At 65.4% G+C, this 22,265-nt stretch carries 18 protein-coding genes; 2 read left to right on the forward strand and 16 right to left on the reverse strand.

Annotated features, from left to right (window positions below; genetic code table 11):
- Positions 1–18: 18 nt before the first annotated feature.
- From ACSBQT_RS04840 to ACSBQT_RS04855, 4 genes are read right to left on the reverse strand one after another with little or no spacing between them, the layout of a single operon-like run.
- The gene (locus ACSBQT_RS04840) at positions 19–1,422 is read right to left on the reverse strand and encodes a replication-associated recombination protein A (RefSeq protein WP_410711437.1); all 1,404 of its coding nucleotides are present in this window, start codon (positions 1,420–1,422) and stop codon (positions 19–21) included.
- Positions 1,422–3,206, reverse strand: coding sequence for an aspartate--tRNA ligase (aspS, locus tag ACSBQT_RS04845; RefSeq protein WP_410711438.1), 1,785 nt, complete (start codon positions 3,204–3,206; stop codon positions 1,422–1,424). The genes ACSBQT_RS04840 and aspS overlap by 1 nt, the downstream gene beginning before the upstream one ends.
- Before the next feature lie 58 nt (positions 3,207–3,264).
- Positions 3,265–4,599 carry a histidine--tRNA ligase gene (hisS, locus tag ACSBQT_RS04850; protein ID WP_410711439.1) on the reverse strand — a complete coding sequence of 445 codons (1,335 nt, stop codon included), beginning with the start codon at positions 4,597–4,599 and terminating at the stop codon, positions 3,265–3,267.
- 51 nt (positions 4,600–4,650) lie between these two features.
- Complete coding sequence (locus ACSBQT_RS04855) at positions 4,651–5,295, reverse strand: MBL fold metallo-hydrolase (RefSeq protein ID WP_410711440.1); 645 nt, start codon at positions 5,293–5,295, stop codon at positions 4,651–4,653.
- A 119-nt stretch (positions 5,296–5,414) separates the two neighbouring features.
- On the opposite strand from ACSBQT_RS04855, the gene ACSBQT_RS04860 reads away from it, so the two are divergent.
- Positions 5,415–6,767 carry a DUF349 domain-containing protein gene (locus tag ACSBQT_RS04860; protein WP_410711441.1) on the forward strand — a complete coding sequence of 451 codons (1,353 nt, stop codon included), beginning with the start codon at positions 5,415–5,417 and terminating at the stop codon, positions 6,765–6,767.
- Positions 6,768–6,889: 122 nt separating this feature from the next.
- Complete coding sequence (locus tag ACSBQT_RS04865) at positions 6,890–7,444, forward strand: hypothetical protein (RefSeq protein ID WP_410711442.1); 555 nt, start codon at positions 6,890–6,892, stop codon at positions 7,442–7,444.
- On the opposite strand, the gene ACSBQT_RS04870 is transcribed toward ACSBQT_RS04865, so the two are convergent.
- The 12 genes from ACSBQT_RS04870 to thrS all read right to left on the reverse strand — a co-directional run bounded on the left by ACSBQT_RS04870 (position 7,423) and on the right by thrS (position 22,104).
- Positions 7,423–9,720 carry a RelA/SpoT family protein gene (locus ACSBQT_RS04870; protein WP_410711443.1) on the reverse strand — a complete coding sequence of 766 codons (2,298 nt, stop codon included), beginning with the start codon at positions 9,718–9,720 and terminating at the stop codon, positions 7,423–7,425. The two genes, ACSBQT_RS04865 and ACSBQT_RS04870, sit on opposite strands and share 22 nt — an antisense overlap.
- 20 nt (positions 9,721–9,740) lie before the next feature.
- The gene (gene secF, locus ACSBQT_RS04875) at positions 9,741–10,757 is read right to left on the reverse strand and encodes a protein translocase subunit SecF (RefSeq protein ID WP_410711444.1); all 1,017 of its coding nucleotides are present in this window, start codon (positions 10,755–10,757) and stop codon (positions 9,741–9,743) included.
- Positions 10,754–12,931, reverse strand: coding sequence for a protein translocase subunit SecD (gene secD, locus ACSBQT_RS04880; RefSeq protein ID WP_410711445.1), 2,178 nt, complete (start codon positions 12,929–12,931; stop codon positions 10,754–10,756). The genes secF and secD overlap by 4 nt, the downstream gene beginning before the upstream one ends.
- A 38-nt stretch (positions 12,932–12,969) precedes the next feature.
- On the reverse strand, positions 12,970–13,545 hold the full coding sequence (yajC, locus tag ACSBQT_RS04885) for a preprotein translocase subunit YajC (RefSeq protein WP_410711446.1): 576 nt from the start codon (positions 13,543–13,545) through the stop codon (positions 12,970–12,972).
- Positions 13,546–13,625: 80 nt separating this feature from the next.
- Positions 13,626–14,702, reverse strand: a complete 1,077-nt coding sequence (gene ruvB, locus ACSBQT_RS04890; protein WP_410711447.1) for a Holliday junction branch migration DNA helicase RuvB — start codon at positions 14,700–14,702, stop codon at positions 13,626–13,628.
- Positions 14,699–15,295, reverse strand: a complete 597-nt coding sequence (gene ruvA / locus ACSBQT_RS04895) for a Holliday junction branch migration protein RuvA (protein WP_410711448.1) — start codon at positions 15,293–15,295, stop codon at positions 14,699–14,701. Before ruvA ends, ruvB begins: the two co-directional genes overlap by 4 nt.
- A gap of 65 nt (positions 15,296–15,360) precedes the next feature.
- A complete protein-coding gene (ruvC, locus tag ACSBQT_RS04900; RefSeq protein ID WP_410711449.1) occupies positions 15,361–15,957 on the reverse strand; it encodes a crossover junction endodeoxyribonuclease RuvC in 597 nt (198 codons plus the stop codon).
- Entirely contained in the window at positions 15,957–16,709 is a 753-nt protein-coding gene (locus ACSBQT_RS04905) for a YebC/PmpR family DNA-binding transcriptional regulator (RefSeq protein ID WP_139467356.1), read from the reverse strand. The genes ruvC and ACSBQT_RS04905 overlap by 1 nt, the downstream gene beginning before the upstream one ends.
- A 137-nt stretch (positions 16,710–16,846) precedes the next feature.
- Positions 16,847–17,326, reverse strand: a complete 480-nt coding sequence (locus tag ACSBQT_RS04910; protein ID WP_062242804.1) for an NUDIX hydrolase — start codon at positions 17,324–17,326, stop codon at positions 16,847–16,849.
- A 130-nt stretch (positions 17,327–17,456) separates the two neighbouring features.
- The gene (locus tag ACSBQT_RS04915; protein WP_410711450.1) at positions 17,457–19,499 is read right to left on the reverse strand and encodes an alpha/beta hydrolase family protein; all 2,043 of its coding nucleotides are present in this window, start codon (positions 19,497–19,499) and stop codon (positions 17,457–17,459) included.
- Positions 19,496–20,101 (reverse strand): HIT family protein, encoded by a 606-nt coding sequence (locus ACSBQT_RS04920; protein ID WP_410711451.1) that lies wholly within the window; start codon positions 20,099–20,101, stop codon positions 19,496–19,498. Before ACSBQT_RS04920 ends, ACSBQT_RS04915 begins: the two co-directional genes overlap by 4 nt.
- On the reverse strand, positions 20,098–22,104 hold the full coding sequence (gene thrS, locus ACSBQT_RS04925) for a threonine--tRNA ligase (RefSeq protein ID WP_410711452.1): 2,007 nt from the start codon (positions 22,102–22,104) through the stop codon (positions 20,098–20,100). The genes ACSBQT_RS04920 and thrS overlap by 4 nt, the downstream gene beginning before the upstream one ends.
- Positions 22,105–22,265 lie beyond the last annotated feature (161 nt).

Genomic DNA, 22,265 nt, shown 5'->3' on the forward strand with positions numbered 1-22,265 from the left:
GCGACTGTTCCAAAGCTATCAGGGTCGCAGCAGCCGCCTGAGGTTCTCGAGCCTCTCAGCCATGCTGCGTTCCATTCCGTTGCCCGTCGGAGAGTAGTAGCGCTTCCCCCGCAGCGTCTCCGGCAGGTACTCCTGATCGGCGACCCCGTGCGGATAGTCGTGGGAGTATTTGTAGCCTTCGCCGTGGCCGAGCTCTTTCGCCCCCGGATAGTGGGCGTCGCGCAGATGCATCGGCACCTGACCGGCGAGTCCGTTCTTCACATCGGCGATCGCGGCGTCCAGGGCGCGGTAGCTCGCATTCGACTTCGGGGCCAGCGCGAGGTAGGTGACCGCCTCGGCGAGGGGGATCCGTCCTTCGGGCATGCCGATGTTCTGGACTGCGGTCGAGGCGGCCACGGCGATCGGCAGCGCCTGCGGATCGGCCATGCCGATGTCCTCGGCTGCGGAGATGACGACGCGACGGGCGATGAAGCGCGGGTCCTCACCGGCGACGATCATCCGCGCGAGAAAGTGCAGGGCCGCGTCGACATCGGAACCGCGGATGGATTTGATGAAGGCGGAGACGACGTCGTAGTGCTGGTCGCCGTTCTTGTCGTAGCGCAGGACGGTCTCGCTGCTCGCCTCGGCGCAGGCGGACTCGGTGATCGCGATCGGTTCGTCGCTCGCCTCCTCCGTCTGTGCGGCGGCGATTCCGGCGGCGGCTTCGAGGATTGTCAGCGACCGTCGGGCGTCGGCTCCGGCGATGCGGACGATGAAGTTCCTGGCCTCCTCGGTGAGGGTGAACTGTCCGGCCAGACCGCGATCTGATTCGACGGCACGGTCGAGCAGATTGCCGACCGCCTCGTCGTCGAGCGGACGCAGCGTGAGCATGAGCGACCGCGACAGCAGGGGCGAGATGACGGAGAACGACGGATTCTCCGTGGTCGCGGCCACGAGCACGACGAGCCGGTTCTCCACCGCCGGCAGCAGGGCATCCTGCTGGGCCTTCGAGAACCGGTGGATCTCGTCGAGGAAGAGGACGGTGGTCCGTCCGTACATCTCCCGTTCGCGGCGGGCGCTCTCGATCACCTGGCGCACGTCCTTGACGCCCGCGGTGATGGCGGAGAGCTCGACGAAAGTGCGGCCCGGGGCATGGGAGATGACATGGGCCAGCGTGGTCTTCCCGACTCCGGGCGGACCCCACAGGATCACCGAGGAGGCTCCCGCCCGGTCTCCCCCGCTGGCTTCGACGAGTTGGTTAAGCGGGGACCCCGGGAAGGTCAGGTGCTCCTGGCCGACGACCTCGTCCAGGGACCGCGGACGCATCCGCACCGCAAGCGGATCCAGGGCCCTGCCCGAGGAGGTCGCGGAGGAACCGGCGAAGCCCGGACCCGGTGTTTCCTGGTCCGGGCCGTCGGAGAACAGATTGGGTTCTTGGCTCATCAGGCCTCGGCGTCGTCGTCTTCCGGTTCGAAGTCGACGCCGGCCTCGGCGCGCTGGGCGCCGGTGATCGGTGCCGGTGCCTGGGTCAGCGGATCGAATCCGCCGCCGGACTTCGGGAAGGCGATGACCTCACGGATCGAGTCGACGCCGGCCAGCAGGGACACGATGCGATCCCAGCCGAAGGCGATGCCGCCGTGCGGGGGTGCTCCGAACTTGAAGGCTTCGAGGAGGAAGCCGAACTTCTCCTCGGCCTCTTCGGCGGAGATGCCCATGATCTTGAAGACGCGTTCTTGGACGTCCTTGCGGTGGATGCGGATCGAGCCGCCGCCGATCTCATTGCCGTTGCAGACGATGTCGTAGGCATAGGCCAGTGCCGCGCCCGGATCGTCTTCGAGGCGGTCGAGGAATTCGGGCTTCGGAGCGGTGAAGGCGTGGTGGACGGCCGTCCACTGTCCGCCGCCGACGGCGACGTCTCCGGCCGCCTGCGCCTCGGCGGCCGATTCGAACAGAGGCGCGTCGACGACCCATACGAAGGCCCAGTCTCCGTCCTGGATGAGACCCGTGCGCTCGGCGATCTCGTTGCGGGCGGCACCGAGGAGGGCACGGGAGGAGTTCGCCTCACCGGCGGCGAAGAAGATGGCGTCGCCCGGCTGCGCACCGGCCGCCTCGACGAGTCCCGCCTTCTCCTCATCGGAGATGTTCTTGGCCACCGGACCGGACAGGGTGCCGTCTTCGGCCACGAGCACATAGGCCAGGCCCTTCGCCCCGCGCTGCTTGGCCCAGTCCTGCCAGCCGTCGAGCTGACGCCTGGGCAGCGAGCCGCCGCCGGGGTAGACGACGGAGCCGACATAGGGCGACTGGAAGACGCGGAACGGGGTGTCGGCGAAGAATTCGGTGAGGTTGTGCAGCTCGAGGCCGAAGCGCAGGTCCGGCTTGTCCGAACCGTAGCGCTCCATCGCCTCGTGGTAGGTGATGTGCGGGATCGGGGTGGTGATGTCGTAGCCGATGAGCTTCCACAGCGCGGTGAGGATCTCTTCGGCCAGAGCGATGATGTCCTCCTGCTCGACGAAGGAGGCTTCGATGTCGAGCTGCGTGAACTCCGGCTGGCGGTCGGCGCGGAAGTCCTCGTCGCGGTAGCAGCGGGCGATCTGGTAGTAGCGTTCCATACCGGCGACCTGAAGCAGCTGCTTGAACAGCTGCGGCGACTGCGGCAGGGCGTACCAGGAGCCGGGCTTGAGGCGGGCCGGGACGAGGAAGTCGCGGGCACCTTCCGGAGTCGACTTCGTCAGCGTCGGCGTCTCGACCTCGACGAAGCTGTGGGCGTCGAGCACCGAACGTGCGGCCTTGTTGACATCGGAGCGCAGACGGATCGTCTTGGCCGGGCCCGAACGGCGCAGGTCGAGGTAGCGGTAGCGCAGACGCGTCTCCTCGCCCACGGCGCCCGAGTCCTCGGCATGGTCGGAGACCTGGAACGGCAGGGCCGCTGCTTCGGAGAGCACCTCGACGGTGGTGTCGATGATCTCGATCTCGCCGGTGGGCAGGTTCGGGTTCGTGTTGCCATCGGGGCGCACCGAGACGGTGCCGGTGGCCTTGACGACGGTTTCGTTGCGCAGCTGGTGGGCATCGTCCTCACGGACGACGACCTGCACGATCCCCGAAGCGTCGCGCAGATCGATGAAGGCCACACCTCCGTGATCGCGACGACGATCGACCCACCCGGTGAGGGTGACGGTTTCTCCTGCGTTCGCGGCTCGCAGGCTTCCGGCTTCGTGGCTTCGCAGCACCTAGGGCTCCTTTGTGATGTTGTGGTCTAGCGCCTGAACAATGATAGTCGCCCCGCGCTCAGCTCCGATACACGCGGGGCCAGAGGTCGTCTTCCGCGGGTGTCCACGTGTCCGGGTCGGCCGTGGTCTGCTCTCCCGAGCGGATGTCCTTGACCTCGTGGCCGGACTCACCGTCGGTGAACCAGACGAACGGGATGTCGCGGCGTTCCGCGTAGCGGATCTGTTTGCCGAACTTCGCAGCGTTCGGCGAGACTTCGCACGGGATGTCCCGGGACCTCAGCGTCGCGGCTACGGCGTCAGCGTCGGCCCGTCGGGCTTCCTCGGTGACTGCGATGACGACGGCCGAGGGGGTACCGCGGGTGGCGCGGATCTCCGAGGTCTCGCCGAGGATGAACGCCATGAGGCGGGAGACGCCGATGGACATGCCCACCCCGGGGTAGTTCTTCTTCCCCACGGTCACCAGCGAGTCGTAGCGCCCGCCGGAGGATACGGAGCCGAGCTCCTCGTGGCCGATCAGCTGGGTCTCGTAGACCGCGCCCGTGTAGTAGTCGAGGCCGCGGGCGATCTTGAGCTGGGCGACGACGACTCCGGGGGCGCGAACGGCGGCGGCTCGCAGCAGCGTCGTCAGCGATTCGAGTCCGGCTTCGAGCAGGGGGTGGTCGACGCCCAAGGCGCGCACCTCGTCGGCGAAGTCCGGGGAGTCGGATTCGATGGCGGCCAACTCCAGGCACAGGCGCTGCTGCTCCTCATCGGCGCCGGCTTCGGCGGCCAGCAGCTTCGCCACTTCGTCGGGACCGATCTTGTCGTATTTGTCGAGGCAGCGCAGCACGGCTTGGATGTTCGTCAGCCCGATTCCGCGGGCGAAGCCCTCGAGCAGCCTGCGGTCGTTGACGACGATCTTGATTCCGGGCACGCCGAGCGGGGCGAGGCGGGAGAACGCATCGGCCACGGCCAGGGGGATCTCGACCTCGAAGTGTCCGGGCAGCTCCCCATCGGCGATGACGTCGATATCGGCCTGGATGAACTCACGGTAGCGACCGGCCTGCGGCCGTTCGCCCCGCCAGACGGGCTGGACGCGGGCGGCCTTGAACGGGAAGCTCAGTTCGTTCGCATTGTCGGCGATGTAGCGGGCCAGGGGCACCGTGAGGTCGAAGTGAAGTCCCAGAGGGTTGCGTTCGGCGCCCTCGGAGTGGAGGCGGGAGACGGCGAAGATCTCCTTGTCGATCTCGCCGTCCTTGGCCAGCTGGCTGATCGGTTCGACGGCGCGGTGGTTGAGGGCGGAGAACCCGTGCAGGGCGAAGGTGTGTTCGAGGGTGTCGATGATGGTCTTCTCGATCACGCGTTCGGCCGGGAGTCGTTCCGGGAATCCGGACAGACGGGCTGACTTCGCCATGGTGCTCCTTGCTTTCGGTGCGGTTTGAGTGCTGTGAAGTGGTGGGAGGTTTCAGAAGAACGGATTCGTCGCGAGTTCCGTGCTCACGCGTGAGCCAGGGCCGTGTCCAGGATAGATCTGCACGTCCGGCAGTGTCGCGAAGGCCCGCAGCGATTCGGCCATCGCCTGAGGGTCTCCCCCGGGCAGGTCGACGCGGCCGATGGCTCCGGCGAAGACGACGTCACCGGTGAAGATGACTTCCTCGTCCCCGTCCTTCACTCGCAGCAGCATGGAACCTTCCGTATGCCCTGGTGCGGAGACTGCGGTGATGGTGAGTCCGGCGATCTCGAAGCTCTCACCATCAATGATGTCAATGGCTGCCGGGGCGTTCCAGTCTGCGACGAGCGGGGCCAGCATTGCCGCGAACTGCGGGTTGAGCGTTGTGGCGGGCGTTTCCAGGCGGTACCGGTCGGCGGCGCCGAGGTGGACGGGCACGTTCCAGCGGGCGAGCACGTTGGTCAGGCCCAGGATATGGTCGGGGTGGCCGTGGGTGAGGAAGATCGCCCGAGGTTCGAGTCCCTCTTCGCTCAGCAGCTTCTCGAGGCCGGGGGCGCAGTCGTATCCGGAGTCGATAAGAATGCAGTCGCTGGAGCCGTCTGCGCGCACGGCATAGCAGTTGACGTCGAGGAATTCGGCGTTGGTCGAGAACACATCCATGTGCAAAGTCTATCTACACGCCCGCCGATGGTTATGCTGGGATAACGTCTATCCCACAATCGAGTGATCGGCGGGTGGAATGACCTGCCGGTTCGACCGATGGAAACAAGGTGAGAACCATGTCGACCCCGACACCGAAGCCGACCCCCCGTCCGTCGTCGCTGCCGCGTCCGCAGGCGGCACAGGTGGTCAATGCCAGCCATATCGACCACGACGCCGAGGTGGCTCGCGCGGTGACACATGGTCGTGCCGATGCGGACGGCAATGTGTTCGTCACCACACCGGAGGGCGAACGTGCCGTCGGTCAATACCCGGACGCCACTCCTGAGGAGGCTCTCGAGTACTTCGCGAAGAAGTACGTCGAACTCGCCGAGAGCGCGGTCCTGCTGCGCAATCGTCTCTCCGCCGGCGCTCCCGGCCGTGAGGTCGTGTCTGCGGCGAAGACGCTGCAGGAAACACTGCCGGAAGCCAACGTCGTCGGCGATCTCAAGGGGTTGAGCGCCACTCTCGACACACTCATCTCCGATGCCGAGGCCACGGAGTCCCGTCAGGCGGCCCGGGCGCAGGCCGCGAAACTCGCCGCCGCCGAGGATCGTGAGGCTCTCGTCGTCGAGGCCGAGACCCTGGCCAAGCAGGACCCGTCGAAGATCCAGTGGAAGCAGTCGGGCGCTCGCCTGCGCGAGCTCTTCGCCCAGTGGAAGGACATGCAGCGCAGCGGACCCCGCCTGCCGCGTGCCGTCGATCAGGAACTCTGGGGCAGGTTTTCACAGGCTCGGAACACCTTCGAACACAAGCGCAAGGAGTTCTTCGCCGAACTCGACAAGCTCAATGCCGAGGGCAAGCGTATCAAGGAGAAGATCGTCGCCGAGGCGGAGTCGCTGTCGGCCTCGACCGATTTCCGCACCGTGTCGCAGAAGTACAAGGACCTGATGAGCCAGTGGAAGCGCGCCCCGCGTGCCTCGCGGAAGGACGATGATGCGCTGTGGGCACGATTCCGTGCAGCACAGGACGTGTTCTTCTCCGCCCGCGATGCCGAGAATGCCGCTCTGGACGAGGAGTTCAAGGGCAACCTCGTCGTCAAGGAAGAGCTGCTGAAGAAGGCTCAGGCGCTGCTGCCGATCACCGACCCGGTGGCGGCCAAGCGCGAGCTGCGCACCATCCAAGACCAGTGGGAGGACGCCGGGAAGGTCCCTCGCGCCGATGTCCCGCGGATGGAGAACGGTCTGCGCGATGTCGAACGCGCGCTCGCCGATGCCGAGGAAGCCGCGTGGCAGCGCAGCAACCCTGAGACGAAGGCCCGCACCTCGGGTGCGCTGAGTCAGCTCGACGAGTCGATCGTCGACCTCGAGAAGAAGCTCGAGGCCGCGAAGGTCGGCGGAGATGAGAAATCCGTCGCCGAAGCGCAGGAAGCTCTCGACGCTCGCCGCGCCTGGCGGGATCAGCTCGCCCAGACCGCCGCAGAACTCGACTGAGACCGCAGTGCTCGGCTGAGGCTGAGGCGCTCGTCCACAGCTTCTGACGTTCGAGTCAGCACCTGTCCACAGGCGCTCACCGAAGTCTTGTCACCGCCTCCACATCCGACGATAGTTCGGGTATGGAGGCGTTGTTTCATCTGCGGGACTTCGGGTACGAGCAGCTCACCGAGCTCACCCTCGACGGCCTGCTCATCAGACTGACCGAATCGACCTGGGTGCGCAAGGGTGCGATCCTCTCCCCCGCTGAGCGGATGGCGGCCCTGCATTCGCTCATCCCGCCCGGACTCGCGCTCTCCCACGACAGCGCCTGGTGGGTGCACCGCGGACTCGGCAGGGCCCCCGCTCCGCTGAGCTTCATCACGCTGCCCAGGCGCCGGTGGATCGCCGATGACGGTTTCGATGTCCACGAGACGAATCTGGCGCAGAATGATTGGTGCCTCATCGACGAGCTGCCGATCACGACGGAGGAACGCACGCTCTACGATCTCCTCTTCCCGCATTTCCGGAACCAGTCCGCGGACTCGCCGCGTGCGCTCAAGGGCATCATTGCGGAGATCCCCAGCGGTCTGCGTCAGCGTCTCCGGGACTACCTCACCGTGGTGGCCCGTCGGCCGTTCGTCGCCCAGATGCGCGCGGCGCTGGACGGAGAGGATCAGCCGCCGGAGATGCGGTAGACGTCGAAGACGCCTTCGACCTTGCGCACGGCCGAGAGGACAGTGTCGAGATGGCTTGCATCGCTCATCTCGAAGACGAACTTCGATTGCGCCACGCGCGCCCGAGACGTTCCGACCGATGCCGACAGGATGTTCACATGGGTCTCGGAGAGCACCTTGGTGATATCGGAAAGCAGACCTGCACGATCGAGGGCCTCGACCTGGATCTGCACGAGGTAGATTCCGCTCGTCTTCTCACCCCACGAGACCTCGACCATACGTTCGGGTTCGCGTTTGAGCGAGGTGATATTCGGGCAGTCGACGCGATGCACGGAGACTCCCGAACCGCGGGTGACGAAGCCGAGGATCTCGTCTCCCGGCACCGGGGTGCAGCAGCGAGCCAGTTTGACGAGCACATCGTCGACGCCTTTGACGATGACGCCTTCGGACGAGGAATGATGCCCCGAGGACTGGCCGGTGCGGTTGCGCGGCTCCGGCGGCAGCACGACGGACTCGTCGTCCTCCCCGACTTCCTTGGCCAGCAGGTCGACGACGTGCTGAGCCGAGGACACACCGTTGCCGATCGCGGCATAGAGTGCGCTGACGTCGGGCAGACGCATCTCCGTGGCGACGACCTGAAGAGCTTCCTGGCTCATCAGCGAAGCAGCGGAGATCGTGTGACGGCGCATCGCCCGGGCGAGCTGTTCGCGACCGTTCTCGATCGCCTCTTCGCGGCGCTCCTTCGAGAACCACTGACGGATCTTGCTGCGGGCACGCGGGCTCTTGACGAAGCCGAGCCAGTCGCGGCTGGGTCCGGCGTTCTCGTCCTTCGAGGTGAAGACCTCGACGGAGTCCCCGTTCTTCAGCTCCGTGTCCAAGGCGACGAGGCGACCGTTGACCCGGGCGCCCATGGTCTTGTGTCCGACCTCGGTGTGCACCGCGTAGGCGAAGTCGATGGGGGTCGCACCCGACGGCAGGCTCATCACCTCGCCCTTGGGCGTGAAGACGTAGACTTCCTTCGAGTTGACCTCGTAGCGGAGGCTGTCGAGGAATTCGTCGGGGTCGGAGACCTCTCGCTGCCAGTCCAGCAGCTGTCGCAGCCAGGCGGCGTCGTCGACCTCACCGGCGTCGGAGACCTTCACCGAACGCGCGGTGTTCGAGGTCACGGCCTTCGAGGACTTGTTCAGATCCTTGTACTTCCAGTGAGCGGCGACGCCGAATTCTGCACGTCGATCCATCTCGTGGGTCCGGATCTGGATCTCGACGGGCTTGCCGGCCGGCCCGATCACCGTGGTGTGCAGGCTCTGGTACATGTTGTACTTCGGCATCGCGATATAGTCCTTGAACCGTCCGGGAACAGGATTCCAGCGGGCGTGGACGATGCCGAGCGTGGCATAGCATTCGCGTACGGATTCGACGAGGACGCGGACTCCGACGAGATCGTAGATGTCGGCGAACTCGTGTCCGCGCACGACCATCTTCTGATAGATCGAGTAGTAGTGCTTGGGGCGCCCCGTGATGGAGGCGTCGATTCCGGAATCCTTGAGTTCGCCCTGGAGCTCCTCGGAGACCGTGGCCAGATACTTCTCACGCTCGGGAGCACGATCCGCGACGAGCCGGACCACTTCGTCGTAGACCTTGGGATGGAGGACCTGGAAGGACAGGTCTTCGAGTTCCCATTTGATCGTGTTCATGCCCAGCCGGTGGGCCAGTGGGGCGAAGATGTCGAGGGTCTCGCGAGCCTTCTTCGTGCTTGACGAGGCGGGCACGAATCGCCAGGTGCGCGCATTGTGCAGACGGTCGGCGAGCTTGATGACGAGGACGCGGATGTCCTTGGCCATCGCCACGATCATCTTGCGCACGGTCTCGGACTGCGCGGCCTGCCCGTAGGTGAGCTTGTCAAGCTTCGTCACCCCGTCGACCATGGCCGCGACTTCGGAGCCGAATTCCTCGGTGAGTTCGTCGAGCGAATACGAGGTGTCTTCGACGGTGTCGTGCAGCAATGCGGCGGCGAGCGTGACCGGCAGCATGCCGATCTCCGCGAGGATCGTCGCCACCGCGATAGGGTGGGTGATATAGGCATCACCGGACTTGCGGGTCTGCCCGCGGTGGGCCTCCTCGGCGACCTTGTAGGCCCTGACGACGAGGTCGGTGTCCGCCTTCGGATGGTTCGACTGCAGGGCCCGGATCATCGGGCCGAGCACTCGCGGGTAGCCAGGGTTGTTCTGTGCCCTGGCCGCCCACCAGGCTAAGCGGGAGATGCCTCGCGGACGGCGCGAATCAGCGGACGAAGCCACACCATCTCCTCTCTCGGGAATCAGACTTCGGCGTGAGTCACCGGTGGGACGTCTGCTCCCCCATCCTTCAAGCGTAGTTCACGCACGGCCTCCTCCTGTGCCTTGACCGCCGGTTCGTTTGCCCGGAGGAGGGCGTAGAGGGGGCTCGCGACGAACAGCGTCGAAGCGGCTGCCACTATAGTACCGATGAACAGGGACAGTGAGATATCGACCAGTGTTCCAGCGCCCAGCAGGAACACGCCGATGAAGAGGATCGAGGCGATCGGCAGCACCGACACCACTGAGGTGTTGATCGAACGCACGGTCGTCTGATTCACACCGAGGTTGACGAGTTCGGAGAACTTGAGATTCCGCTTCTCCTCGAATCTCGTCGTGTTCTCTCGGATCTTGTCGAAGACCACCACCGTGTCATAGAGCGAGAAGCTGAGCACGGTGAGGAAGCCGATGATGGCCTCCGGCGTGACTTCGAAGCCGGTGGCCGAGTAGATGCCCATGGTCACGATCATCACGACGAAGAGGCCGACGATCGCCGCGAGCGACATCTTCCACGTGCGGAAGTACAGGGCCATGACGACGAGGGCGATGGCCACGAAGATGACGAGTGCGCGGATCATCTTCGACGTCACGTCCTGGCCCCATTCGGGTCCGACGAACGTCGAGGTGACGTCTTCGACCTTCACGTCGTAGCCGGCGACGAGGGCGTCACGGACTTCCTGCATCTGCGGGTCGGTGAGCTGGTTAGTCTCGATCTGGACGGCCGTGTCACTGGTCGGAGTCAGGCGCGGCTCGGACCCGGAGACGACATCGGTGATGATGCCTTCGCCCTTGGCGGCCGAGGTGTCGCTGACATGGTCGACCTGGAACTGCGAACCGCCCTTGAAGGCGATGCCGAAGTTGAAGCCGAAGATGAGCGGGACGAGCAGGGACAGGAGGACGAGGACGCCCGAGATGGCCAGCCACAGCTTCGCCTTGCCGACGAAAGGGATCGATGATTCGCCGCTGTGCAGGCGGTTGCCCCAGGCAAAGAACCGTTTCACTTGTCAGCCTCCTTGCCGTCGTCAGCCGTCGAGTCTTCGACGGCATCGTCTTCCTCGGCCCGTCGGGCCGCGGCCTTCCGCTCGGCGATGGTCATTCCGCCCGTCGCAGCCGCGGACTTCGCCGCCTTCTTGCTCTTCGACTTCGTGGTCTTCGACTTTGTGGTCGTGGCCGTGCCGGTCGTGGAATCGTCTGCCGTGGACGTCGTCGTGGTCTCCTCCGGCTCGGACGCAGCTGCCGCCGCGGCTGTCGCATCGGAGGAGTCGTCTGCGCTCATTCCGGCCTTGCGCATCCGTGCCTTCTCGCGCCGCTTGGCCTCGGGCGACTTGTCCTTGTCGTCGATGGACAGGTTGAGCGCTCCGCGGTAGGCGGCGGGTTTGACGCCGAGCAGACGCGGATCCATTCCGGACATCGGGTGGCCTTCGCCGAAGAACTTCGTGCGGGCCAGGAACTGCAGCATCGGGTGGGTGAACAGGAAGACGATGAGCACGTCGATGATCACGGTCAGACCCAGGGTGAAGGCGAAGCCTCGCACCGAGCCGACGGCCAGGATGTAGAGGATGACCGCGGCGAGCATATTCACTGCCTTCGAGGCGTAGATCGTGCGCTTGGCACGGTCCCAGCCGACCTCGACAGCGGAGAGCAGATTGCGGCCGCTGCGCAGTTCGTCTCGGACACGTTCGAAGTAGACGATGAACGAGTCCGCCGCCATGCCGATGCCGATGATGATACCGGCGACACCGGCCAGGGACAGTCGGTAGCCGTATCTCCACGATGCCAACAGCAGCAGCAGGTAGGTGAGCACACCGGCGACGACGAGGCTCGAGACGGTGACGAGGCCGAGCACCCGGTACTGCAGCAGCGAGTACACGACGACGAGGAGGAGTCCGACCAGGCCGGTGAGCAGACCGATCTTGAGGTAGTTCGATCCCAGGGTCGGTGAGATCTGGTCCTCGCTCTGGACCTGGAAGCTCAGCGGCAGCGAACCGTTCTTGAGCTGGTTGGCCAGAGTCTGTGCCTCGTCGAGGGAGAAGTCACCGGTGATCTGGGCGTTGCCGTCGTTGATCACCGCGTTCGAAGACGGAGCCGACAGCACGAGACCGTCGAGTTCGATCGCGAACTGGTTGTAGGGCTGCTGTTTGCCGGTGATGTCCGAGGTGATCTGCTTGAAGATCTCACGGCCGGTGGAGTCGAAGGAGAGGTTGACGGCAGGGTTGTTGGTCTGCACGCCGTTGGCTCCTGCGGCGTAGCCGGCACTGGCATCGGCGAGGTGATCGCCGGAGAGTTCGACGGGGCCGAGGATGTACTTCGCCTGTCCGTCTTCGGAGCACGAGACGACCGGTTCGTCCGAGGGTCGCTGTTGCCCGCCCGTCCGGTTCTTCTTGTTCGTGCAGTCGAGCTCGGTGTACTCCTTGATGATCTTGTCGGACTGCCATTCGGAGGCGTCCTTCTCCGGATCGAAGAGCGGCCGAGGCGTCGAGTCGGTGACCTTCGTACTGTCGCTCGATCCGCTGCCTTCTCCGGACCTCTCCGCGTCCTTGCTCTCCGACTCCGAGGACTTCGTCTTCTCGGAGGACTCGGCCGTCTTCTTCGTCTCGCCGCCGGCATTGACGACATCGCCGCCGCCGGACGGAGCCTGGTCCTCGCTCTGTCCGTCGCCCTGCGAGTCGGCGCCGGTGAGGTCCTCGAGGCGTTTGCGCTCTTCGTCGCTCAGCCCGTCATCGCCGCCCGATTCCTCGCCGCTCTTCTCCTGTTCCTTCTGGATCTGCTCCTGTGAACGCGGGTCACCGACCAGCGCCACACGACGGAAGACCAGCTGAGCAGACGAGCGGACGAGGTTTCGGGTCTCCTCGTCGGGGTTGCCCGGCAGATTCACGACGATGTTGCGGTCGCCCTGCGTCGTGATCTCGGCTTCGGAGACACCGGTCGAGTCGACGCGCTGGCGGATGATCGCCACGGCCTGATCGAGCTGCTCCTTGCTGATGTCCGTGCCCTTGGACACCTGTGGTTCCAGAATGATCGACGTTCCGCCCTCGAGGTCGAGCGCGAGCTTCGGAGTCGTCGTGGCATTCGACCAGATGACACCGCCGGCGATGATTGCGGCCAGCACCAGAGTGATGATGGTCAGCCACAGGAAGCGCAAACCAGGGCGTGGTTTTTCTTCGATATCGGACACGTTTCAGCTTTCAGTCGGGAGAAGAGTGCGAGAACGGATCAGTTCTTCTTGTCGGAATCCGAATCAGTCGGGTCCGTGGACTCCGCAGCGGCGGAGTCGGCCTCGGTCTCAGAGGCGGCCTCGGTGTCGACGTCCTCGGTCTCAGCGACTGCTTCGGCGTCCTCGGTCTTCGCAGCGGACTCATCGGCGATGACGTCATCGGATGCGTCCTCGTCCGGGGTGTCCTTCTCGGCGCGTTTGCGTTCGTTCATGGCGTCGAGCTCGGCGTCGGTGATGGCCGGCTTCTCGTCTGCGTCGACATCGGCATCGGCGGCGGGGGCGGGGGCGGCGGCATCGGGAGCGTCGACGGGCGCCGCGGCCTGGTTGTTCTCGATCTGACCGATGGCCTGGCGGTGGACGCGCAGTACCGTGCCGGGACCCGACTCGATGGTCACCTGGTTGTTCTCTTCGTCGATGGAGAGCACGGTGCCGAAGACACCGAAGGTCGTCATCACGGTCGCGCCGGGCACGAGACCCGATTTGATCTGCTCCGCACGCGCTTTCTGCTTACGCCGAGAATTGAACAGGAAAAAGATCAGCAGCGCGGCAAGCGCAAGAGGGATCAGCAAATCCACAGATATCAGCCTTTCATATGAATGAATCAGTGAACCAGCTTAGTTCGTCCTCACCTCTCATAGCGAACTCAAAGGCAGGGTCAGAACTCATAGTTTGCTGGGATCTGCATTTTCAGGTGCTTCCAGGCCGCTGTGGTGGCCACTCGTCCACGTGGGGTGCGGCTGATCAGGCCCTCTCGGACGAGGTAGGGCTCGGACACGGTTTCGACCGTATCGGCTTCTTCGCCGACGGAGACGGCGAGGGTGCCCAATCCCACCGGGCCCCCGCCGAAGCGCTTGCACAGCACCTGCAGAACCGACCGGTCGAGGCGGTCCAGACCGAGCTCGTCGACCTCATAGACGCGCAGGGCATTGGTGGCGGCCTCCTCGTCGATGATTCCGCTCCCCCGCACCTGTGCCCAGTCGCGGACGCGGCGCAGCAGTCGGTTTGCGATTCGCGGGGTTCCCCGTGACCGCGTGGAGATCTCTTCGAGCCCGGCGAGTTCGGATTCGATGCCGAGCATCCGAGCCGAACGCTGCAGAACTGTGAGCAGATCGGCGCTCGAATAGAAGTCGAGCAGGGCGGTGAAGCCGAAGCGGTCACGCAGCGGCGCGGGCAGCAGACCGGACCGGGTGGTCGCCCCGACGAGGGTGAATTGCGGGAGGTCGAGCGGGATGGCGGTGGCACCGGGCCCTTTGCCGACGATGACGTCGACTCGGAAGTCCTCCATCGCCACGTACAGCATCTCCTCGGCGGCCCGGGCCATGCGGTGGATCTCGTCGATGAAGAGGACTTCGCCTTCCTCGAGGGAGGACAGGATGGCAGCGAGGTCACCGGCATGCTGGACGGCCGGGCCGGACGTCACCCGCAGGCTCGAGTTCATCTCGTGGGCGATGATCATCGCCAGTGTGGTCTTACCGAGCCCGGGAGGACCGGAGAGCAGCACATGGTCGGGAGCCTTCTGTCTGGCCTTCGCCGCGTCGAGGACGAGTGAGAGCTGCTCACGCACCTGCGGCTGGCCGATGAAGTCGGCCAGCCCCTTCGGACGCAGTGCCGCCTCGGCATCGCGTTCGGCCGTCTCGGCACGGCCGGAGACGAGCCTCTCCTGTTCGGCTCCGGTCAGGTCCTGGTCACCGAAGTCCACCTCGTAGGAGTCGGAGTCGAACGAGCCCGTCATCTCTTCGCACCCAGGACCTTCAGAGCGGCCTTGAGGACCACGGAGGTGCCGGCATCAGCACCGGTCTCCTTGACGACGTCGGCGACGACGTCCTCGGCCTGCGCTTCCTTCCACCCGAGTCCCACAAGGGCGTCGACGACCTGCTGGTTGCCGCCGCCGAAGGACAGAGTGGGTCCGGGAGAGGCAGCGGTGAGCTTCGGCAGTTTGTTCTCCAACTCGAGGATGATGCGCGAGGCGCCCTTCTTCCCGATTCCGGGGACACGGGTGAGCGCGTTGGCGTCCTGATTCGTGATCGCGGCGGCAAGTTCGTCAGGTCCCATCACCGAGAGGATCGCCATCGCCAGACGCGGACCGATTCCGGAGATCGACAGCAGCACCTCGAAGGTGTGGTTCTCGTCTTCGGTGCCGAAGCCGTAGAGCGTCATCGAGTCTTCGCGCACCACGAGGCTGGTGACCAGTTCGATCTCGGCGCCGTGCCGAGTCCCAGCCAAAGTATCGGGGGTGACGTGGACCTTCCGACCGACACCGTAGGTGAGAACGACGAGGTGGTCAGCTGCGATCCGATGCACCGTACCGCTGAGGAAACTGATCACGGACAGCCTTTCTTAAGGGGAACACGTGTACGAATCCAGGTTAGCAGGCGCCCGCTCCCCCATGCTCACTTGGCGCGCCGCATGGCCTCGGCCCACTGCTGCTGGGCCTTCGTCAGTCCGCTGCCCTGCCTCCCGCCGGCCTTGCGTTCGGTCAGATCCTTATTGATCCCCGGCGTCGATTGGGCCGACAGCGCGCCGCGCCAGGAATGGCAGATCGCGATCGCCAGGGCGTCGGCGGCGTCGGCGGGCTTCGGCGGTGCGTCGAGACCGAGGATCCGCGTCACCATCGAGGTGACCTGCTTCTTGTCCGCACGGCCCGAACCGGTGATCGCGGCCTTGACCTCGGATGGGGTGTGCATGGCCACCGGCAGTCCGCGGCGGGCGGCCAGTCCCATGGTCAGTCCCGATGCCTGGGCGGTGCCCATGATCGTGGACACATCGTTGCGGGCGAAGACGCGTTCGATGGCCACGACATCGGGACGGTACGTGTCCAGCCAGCTGTCGAACGCCTCGGCGATCGCACCGAGACGGAGGTCGACGGAATCGGCCGAAGGAGTCCGCAGGACGTCGACGGCGATCATCTTCGCCTTCCGGGCGGGCAGGGTGTCGATGACACCGAGCCCGCACCGGGTCAGTCCGGGATCAACACCGAGGATGCGCATCAGGCATCGAGTTCGGCGAGGACCTCATCGCTGACATCGGCGTTCGAGTAGACGTTCTGCACCTCGTCGCTGTCTTCGAGCGCATCGATGAGGGAGAAGACCTTGCTCGCGGTCTCTGCATCGAGGCTGACCTCGAGTTCGGGCACGAAGGAGGCCTCGGCCGAGTCGTAGTCGATGCCTGCGTCGACGAGGGCCGTACGCACGGCCACGAGGTCGGTGGCCTCGCAGATGATCTCGAACTTCTCGCCGACTTCCTTGACCTCTTCGGCTCCGGCGTCCATGGTCGCCAGCAGAATGGCCTCTTCGTCGGTCTCCTCGGCGCCCACGGTGATAACGCCCTTGCGGTTGAAGTTGTACGTCACCGAACCGGGATCGGCCATCGAACCGCCGTTGCGGGTTACGGCCACGCGCACCTCGGAGGCGGCGCGGTTGCGGTTGTCGGTGAGACATTCGATGAGCAGGGCCACACCGCCGGCGGCGTAGCCTTCGTACATGATCGTCTCGTAGTTGACTCCGGAGCCGTCGAGACCGCCGCCGCGCTTGACCGCACGGGTGATGTTGTCCGCGGGGACCGAGTTCTTCTTCGCCTTCTGGATCGCATCGAACAGCGTCGGGTTGCCGTCGGGATCGGGTCCACCGTTGCGTGCGGCCACCTCGATGTTCTTGATCAGCTTGGCAAAGAGCTTGCCGCGCTTGGCATCGATGGCAGCCTTCTTGTGTTTAGTCGTTGCCCATTTGGAATGACCTGACACTGGTGTTCCTTCCTGTAGTTACAGCCTCTCAAGTCTATACGCTGACCGCGCCGACTCGTGCAGACTTCCCGTTCGCGATTCCGTCCGGGCTCGCACCGGACCTCATCGCGGACCTGTTCCGGAGCGCGCTCGTGCGCTCAGTCGATGACCAGCGGCACGTCGGGAACGGACCCGGCGGTGGCCAGGTCGATGAGGCCGAGGAGGTTCTTCGGATAGATCGTCTCCGTCGTGGCCAGGAGTTCCTCCCGGGTCCACCAGCGGAATTCGAGCAGGCTGCGCTTCTCGATGTCCGTCCAGACCGCGTCTTCGAGTTCGATGTCCTCGCTGGTGCGGAACGCGAAGTAGGTTTCGACCTGGCGCAGCGACTTCTCCGTGAATTCGAAGACCTCGTCGCGCGTGGCCAAGGGACCGATGAGTTCGTGAGGTTCGCATTCGATCCCGGTCTCCTCCGCGAGTTCCCGGGCCGCCGTCTGCGCTGCCGACTCCCCGAGTTCGGAACCGCCTCCGCAGGTCATCCACCATTGGTGACTGGGGGTCAGCAGATCCTGGGCACGGATCAGGAGAACCTCGTCGCGCTCATTGAGTAATACGACCCGTGAGGCTTTACGAGGTTTCATGTTTCTCCAGTGGTCGGCGACGAAGGGAGGCAAGTGTTTGCAGAATAATGACGCTGGGGGATTTCGGCAAGAGCGCGACAGCGGTCCAGAGAACGATATCGGCTCTGCGCGGTCCCGGCCAACTCGGCGCTCATGACGCGGAGTCGGCCGCTGCGGCCACAGCGGGATCAGCCGTTTCAGGACGATGTCGTCCGTCCTGCGACTGCCCCCGATCTTCGCCGCTCAGACGGCGATCCCACCAGTCGAGGATCGCTTCGAAGCGCTGCCTGCGGTGGCGGGGCTGCCCGGCCCGGGAGAGCTCGTGGTTCTCCCCGGGGAAGATGAGCATCTCGGTGTCGACCCCGGCTCTCTGCAGGGCCGCATAGTACTTCTGTGCCTGCTCCAGCGGGCAGCGCAGATCGAGTTCCGAGTGCATCACCAGGGTCGGTGTGCCGACCTGTGGAGCGTGGGCCAGAGGTGATTGCGCCGCGATCGCCTCACGGCTGCGGCTCGTGTACTCCTCGGTGAAGAAGCGGCCGATGTCGGAGGTCCCGACGAAGCTGTCCGGGTCGAGGTAGCCGCGTTCGACGATGGCGGCGCGGAAGCGATGGTCCGCGGCGATCGTCATGGCTGTGAGATATCCCCCATACGATCCGCCCTGGATGCCCAGACGGCTGCGGTCGAGGGAGGGATCGAGGTCGAGGGCATGGTCGAGGACGGCGAGCACATCGGCCATCGCCGGTGCCGCCATGTCTCCTTGGACGGCGGTCCCCCAGCTGCGGGTGCGGCCCCCGGATCCGCGCGGGTTCGAGAACACGACGGCGTAGCCTGCGGACGTGAGCACCTGGGTCTCGTCGAACCACGAATGCGTGTACTGGGCGAAGGGCCCGCCGTGGATGTTGAGGATGACGGGAAAGGGTCCCTCCCCGTGCGGTTTGGCCAGCCAGCCGGTGATCGTCCCGGAATCGCCTGGCACCCGCAGGACCTGAGGCAGGACGGAGTTCGCCGGTGCCGGATGCTCCTTGACGATGACAGAGGACCCCATCGCCGAGGCGGCCCCGGACGCCGTGGGCCCGCCGAGAGCGATGCAGCCGAGCACGGCCGGAGAGTGCGGGGTCGATCCGGTGAAGACGAGCGTCTCGTCGTCGGCATCGAAGCCGTTGACGACGGTGGTGTCGTCGGTGAGGAACTCGAGGTCGTCGATGCCGACCTCTGCGGCGTCGAGGCCGATGCGAACGATCCGGGTGGCCCCGTCCGTGTCGACAGCGGCGACGACCGCTCCCCCGCGGATCTGCGGCGGGATCGGTGTCAGCGCCACGGTCTCCGGGTCGGTCAGCCGCCTCGTGGAGCCGGTCGACACCGTGTGGATGAAGAGCCCGGGCATTTGTCCGACGAAGTCGAGTTCGTCACGGGTCAGCGCATTGCCGAGCAGCAGCACCCGATCAGCGTCGATCCACACGTGCAGACTCACACTCATCGGCGGCAGGTCAAGCGGGCGCGACTCCTCGCGGCCGAGCAGCCACACGGTGCTGCGCAAGTCGGGCCGCCCGCGATCGGGTTCGACCGCTGCGATCACGCTTGCCCAGTGTCCGTCCGGGGAGAACTGCGGATCGTGGACGTCGCTGTCCGGGGTCGTCAGCAGAGTCGACAGCGGAACTTCGGATGACCCGCGCAGACCCACGGTGCCGAGACCGGGTTCGGCGAGGTCGACGAGGAAGGCCCGCGCCGGACGGTCGTTCGTATAGCCGAGGCCGTTGGCCAGGTACGAGGCCGTGGTGATCCGGCGTGGGGCTTCCTCGGCCGCCGGAATGTCATCATCGAGCCCGTAGCGTCCGGGTTCGGCGACTCGGGCGACGTAGAGGGCCCTGGAACGGGTGTCGTCGAGGGCGAATTCGGACACGCCGAGATGGTTGTCCGTGATCTGGTGTGCCGTCTCCAGGCTGTCGCCGACGAAGAGCTGCGGGGCGGCCTTCCTCTCCGCGCTCAGGTACCCGGACCAGTTCGGGCCGCACTGCGGGTTCGAGTCAGACCATGAGTGGGTCAGCCGTCTGGAGCTGGCGTCGCTCAAGGAGAACAGCTGGGAGAGGTAGCTGTTGGTCTCGAGGTCGGGTCGTCGGATCGTGATGACGGCTTCGTCGCCGCGCAGCACGGGTGAGGAGTACTCGGCAAGAGTGCCGAGGTCTTCAGGATTCATCTGTTCCATTCCTTTTTGAGCCGCGCCTGCACATCGGCGTGCACTTGCGGCAGGGCCTTGGTCTGGGCGATCACGGGCAGAAAGTTCGCGTCTCCGCCCCAGCGCGGGACGACGTGCTGGTGCAGGTGGGCGGCGATTCCTGCGCCGGCCACGGGTCCCTGGTTCATTCCCAGGTTGAATCCGTGAGGTCCGGATACGGCCCGGATGACGCGCATCGCCTTCTGTGTGAACTCGGCGAGTTCGACGGTCTCCTCCTGAGTCAGATCCGTGTAGTCGGCCACGTGACGATAGGGGCAGATGAGCAGGTGGCCCGGGTTGTAGGGGTAGAGGTTGAGCACCGCGTAGACGTGCTGACCGCGGGCGACGATGAGCCCGTCCTCATCGGTCTTCGACGGAGCCGTGCAGAACGGGCACTCCTCGGCGCGGTCGTCCTTCGGTTTGTCCTGACCGTCGATGTAGACCATCCGGTGCGGAGTCCACAGGCGCTGGAATCCGTCGGGTTCCCCGGGGAACCCGGCGGCCGCCTCGGGGTAGGGAGTCCCTTCGCCGAGGCGGCCGCCCGGGTTCTCCTGAGCGGATCGGTCGTCGTCGCCTCCGCTCATACCTGAGCCTTGGTTTCGATCGAGTCGAGGATCCGTCGCACCGCCTCGGCGACGGGGACGCCGTTCTCCTGCTCACCGCTGCGGAAGCGGAAGGACACGGCACCGGCGTCACGGTCCTCTCCCCCGGCAATGAGGGTGAAGGGCACCTTCGATTTCGAGGCATTGCGGATCTTCTTCGGGAACCGGTCGTCGCTGTCGTCGATCTCGACGCGGACCCCGGACTTGCGCAGCTGGTCGGCCACCTCGGCGAGGTAGTCGTTGAACTCGTCGGCCACGGGGATGCAGGTCACCTGCACGGGCGCCAGCCACACGGGGAAGGCACCGGCGTAGTGCTCGGTGAGCACGCCGAGGAAGCGTTCGATGGAGCCGAACTTCGCGGAGTGGATCATCACCGGCTGTTTGCGGGAGCCGTCGGCGGCGACGTATTCGAGTCCGAAGCGCTCGGGCTGGTTGAAGTCGAGCTGGACAGTCGACATCTGCCAGGTGCGGCCGATGGCGTCGCGGGCCTGGACGGAGATCTTCGGGCCGTAGAACGCCGCGCCGCCCGGGTCGGGGACGAGTTCGAGTCCGGTCTCCTGAGCGACCTCCTCGAGCACGCTGGTGGCTTCGGCCCACTGTTCGTCGGAGCCGATGAACTTGTCGGCCTTCTTTCCGTCCTCGTCGCGGGTGGACAGTTCGAGGTAGAAGTCGTCGAGGCCGAAGTCGCGCAGCAGGCTGAGCACGAAGTTCAGCAGGTGGCGGATCTCCTTGCCCGCGTCTTCCTGAGCCACATAGGAGTGCGAGTCGTCCTGGGTCAGGGCGCGGACGCGCGTGAGGCCGTGGATGACTCCGGATGCCTCGTCACGGTAGACGGTGCCGAACTCGAACAGCCGCAGCGGCAGGTCGCGGTAGGACCGGCCCCGGGACCGGTAGATGAGGTTGTGCATGGGGCAATTCATGGCCTTGAGCCGGTACGGGGTGCCCTCCTTGACGATCTCGCCGGACTCGTCGCGGACCTCGTCGACGGACATCGCCGGGAACATGTTCTCCCCGTAGTAGGGCAGGTGTCCGGAGGTGTAGTACAGCGTCTCTTTCGAGATGTGCGGGGTCCCGACGTATTCGAAGCCCTCGTCGATGTGACGGGCGCGGACGTAGTCCTCCATCTCCCGCTTGATGACACCGCCCTTGGGGTGGAAGACGGGCAGGCCGGAGCCGAGCTCCTCGGGGAAGGAGAACAGGTCCATCTCGGCACCGAGCTTGCGGTGGTCGCGACGCTCGGCCTCGGCGATGCGATCCTGGTAGGCCTTGAGGTCGTCTTTCGATGCCCAGGCGGTTCCGTAGACCCGCTGCAGGCTCGCATTCGCCTGGTCGCCGCGCCAGTAGGCCGCCGAGGATCGGGTGATGGCGAAGCCGTTTCCGATGAGCTTGGTGTTGGGCAGGTGGGGGCCGCGGCAGAGGTCCTGCCAGACGACCTCGCCCTTGCGGTCGACGTTCTCGTAGACGGTGAGTTCACCGCCGCCGACCTCCACGGAGGTCTCCTCGTCGCCGCCATTGCCCTTGTCGTTGATGAGTTCGAGCTTGTACGGCTCGTCGGCCATCCGCTCGCGGGCTTCTTCTTCGGTGACGACGACGCGATTGAAGGTCTGGCCGGACTTGACGATCTGGGCGGCCTTCTTCTGAATCGCCTTGAGGTCCTCAGGCGTGAAGGGTTCGGCGGCGTCGAAATCGAAGTAGTAGCCGTCGGTGATGTAGGGCCCGATGCCGAGCTTGGTTCCGGGGAAGAGCTCCTGGACGGCCTGAGCGGTGACGTGACCGGTGGAGTGGCGCAGAATGTCGAGTCCGGCGTCGGAGTCGATGGTGATCGGAGCGATCCGATCTCCTGACTGCAACTCGCGGCTGAGGTCGGCGGGTTCGCCGTTCAGCCACATGGCGACGACTGTGCGGTCGGTGGAGAAGATCTCCGTTCCGGTCAGACCCTCTTTCCAGGGAATGCTTTCGCCCGCGCAGTCGATGCTGTCTGCCACTGATTTCTCCGTTCGTCACGTGTTCATTCGACCAGCCCTTCCGGTGGGCTGGTCACCCTCAGATTCTAGTACCAATTCGCTTGTGACAAATCAGTTGGGTGGCAGTCGAATGACTGCCACCCACACTGAGTCTGTCGAAGCCTGTGCCCGGGGCGTCAGGG

Source organism: Brevibacterium sp. H602 (genome assembly GCF_051172395.1).
Taxonomy (GTDB): Bacteria; Actinomycetota; Actinomycetes; order Actinomycetales; family Brevibacteriaceae; genus Brevibacterium.

Excerpts from the sequence above, each read along its gene's own strand:
- ACSBQT_RS04840 (WP_410711437.1), bottom strand. The coding sequence starts at position 1,422 with ATGAGCCAAGAACCCAATCTGTTCTCCGACGGCCCGGACCAGGAAACA.
- hisS (WP_410711439.1), bottom strand. The coding sequence starts at position 4,599 with ATGGCGAAGTCAGCCCGTCTGTCCGGATTCCCGGAACGACTCCCGGCC.
- ACSBQT_RS04855 (WP_410711440.1), bottom strand. The coding sequence starts at position 5,295 with ATGGATGTGTTCTCGACCAACGCCGAATTCCTCGACGTCAACTGCTAT.
- ACSBQT_RS04860 (WP_410711441.1), top strand. The coding sequence starts at position 5,415 with ATGTCGACCCCGACACCGAAGCCGACCCCCCGTCCGTCGTCGCTGCCG.
- ACSBQT_RS04865 (WP_410711442.1), top strand. The coding sequence starts at position 6,890 with ATGGAGGCGTTGTTTCATCTGCGGGACTTCGGGTACGAGCAGCTCACC.
- ruvB (WP_410711447.1), bottom strand. The coding sequence starts at position 14,702 with ATGACGGGCTCGTTCGACTCCGACTCCTACGAGGTGGACTTCGGTGAC.
- ruvC (WP_410711449.1), bottom strand. The coding sequence starts at position 15,957 with ATGCGCATCCTCGGTGTTGATCCCGGACTGACCCGGTGCGGGCTCGGT.
- ACSBQT_RS04910 (WP_062242804.1), bottom strand. The coding sequence starts at position 17,326 with ATGAAACCTCGTAAAGCCTCACGGGTCGTATTACTCAATGAGCGCGAC.
- ACSBQT_RS04915 (WP_410711450.1), bottom strand. The coding sequence starts at position 19,499 with ATGAATCCTGAAGACCTCGGCACTCTTGCCGAGTACTCCTCACCCGTG.
- ACSBQT_RS04920 (WP_410711451.1), bottom strand. The coding sequence starts at position 20,101 with ATGAGCGGAGGCGACGACGACCGATCCGCTCAGGAGAACCCGGGCGGC.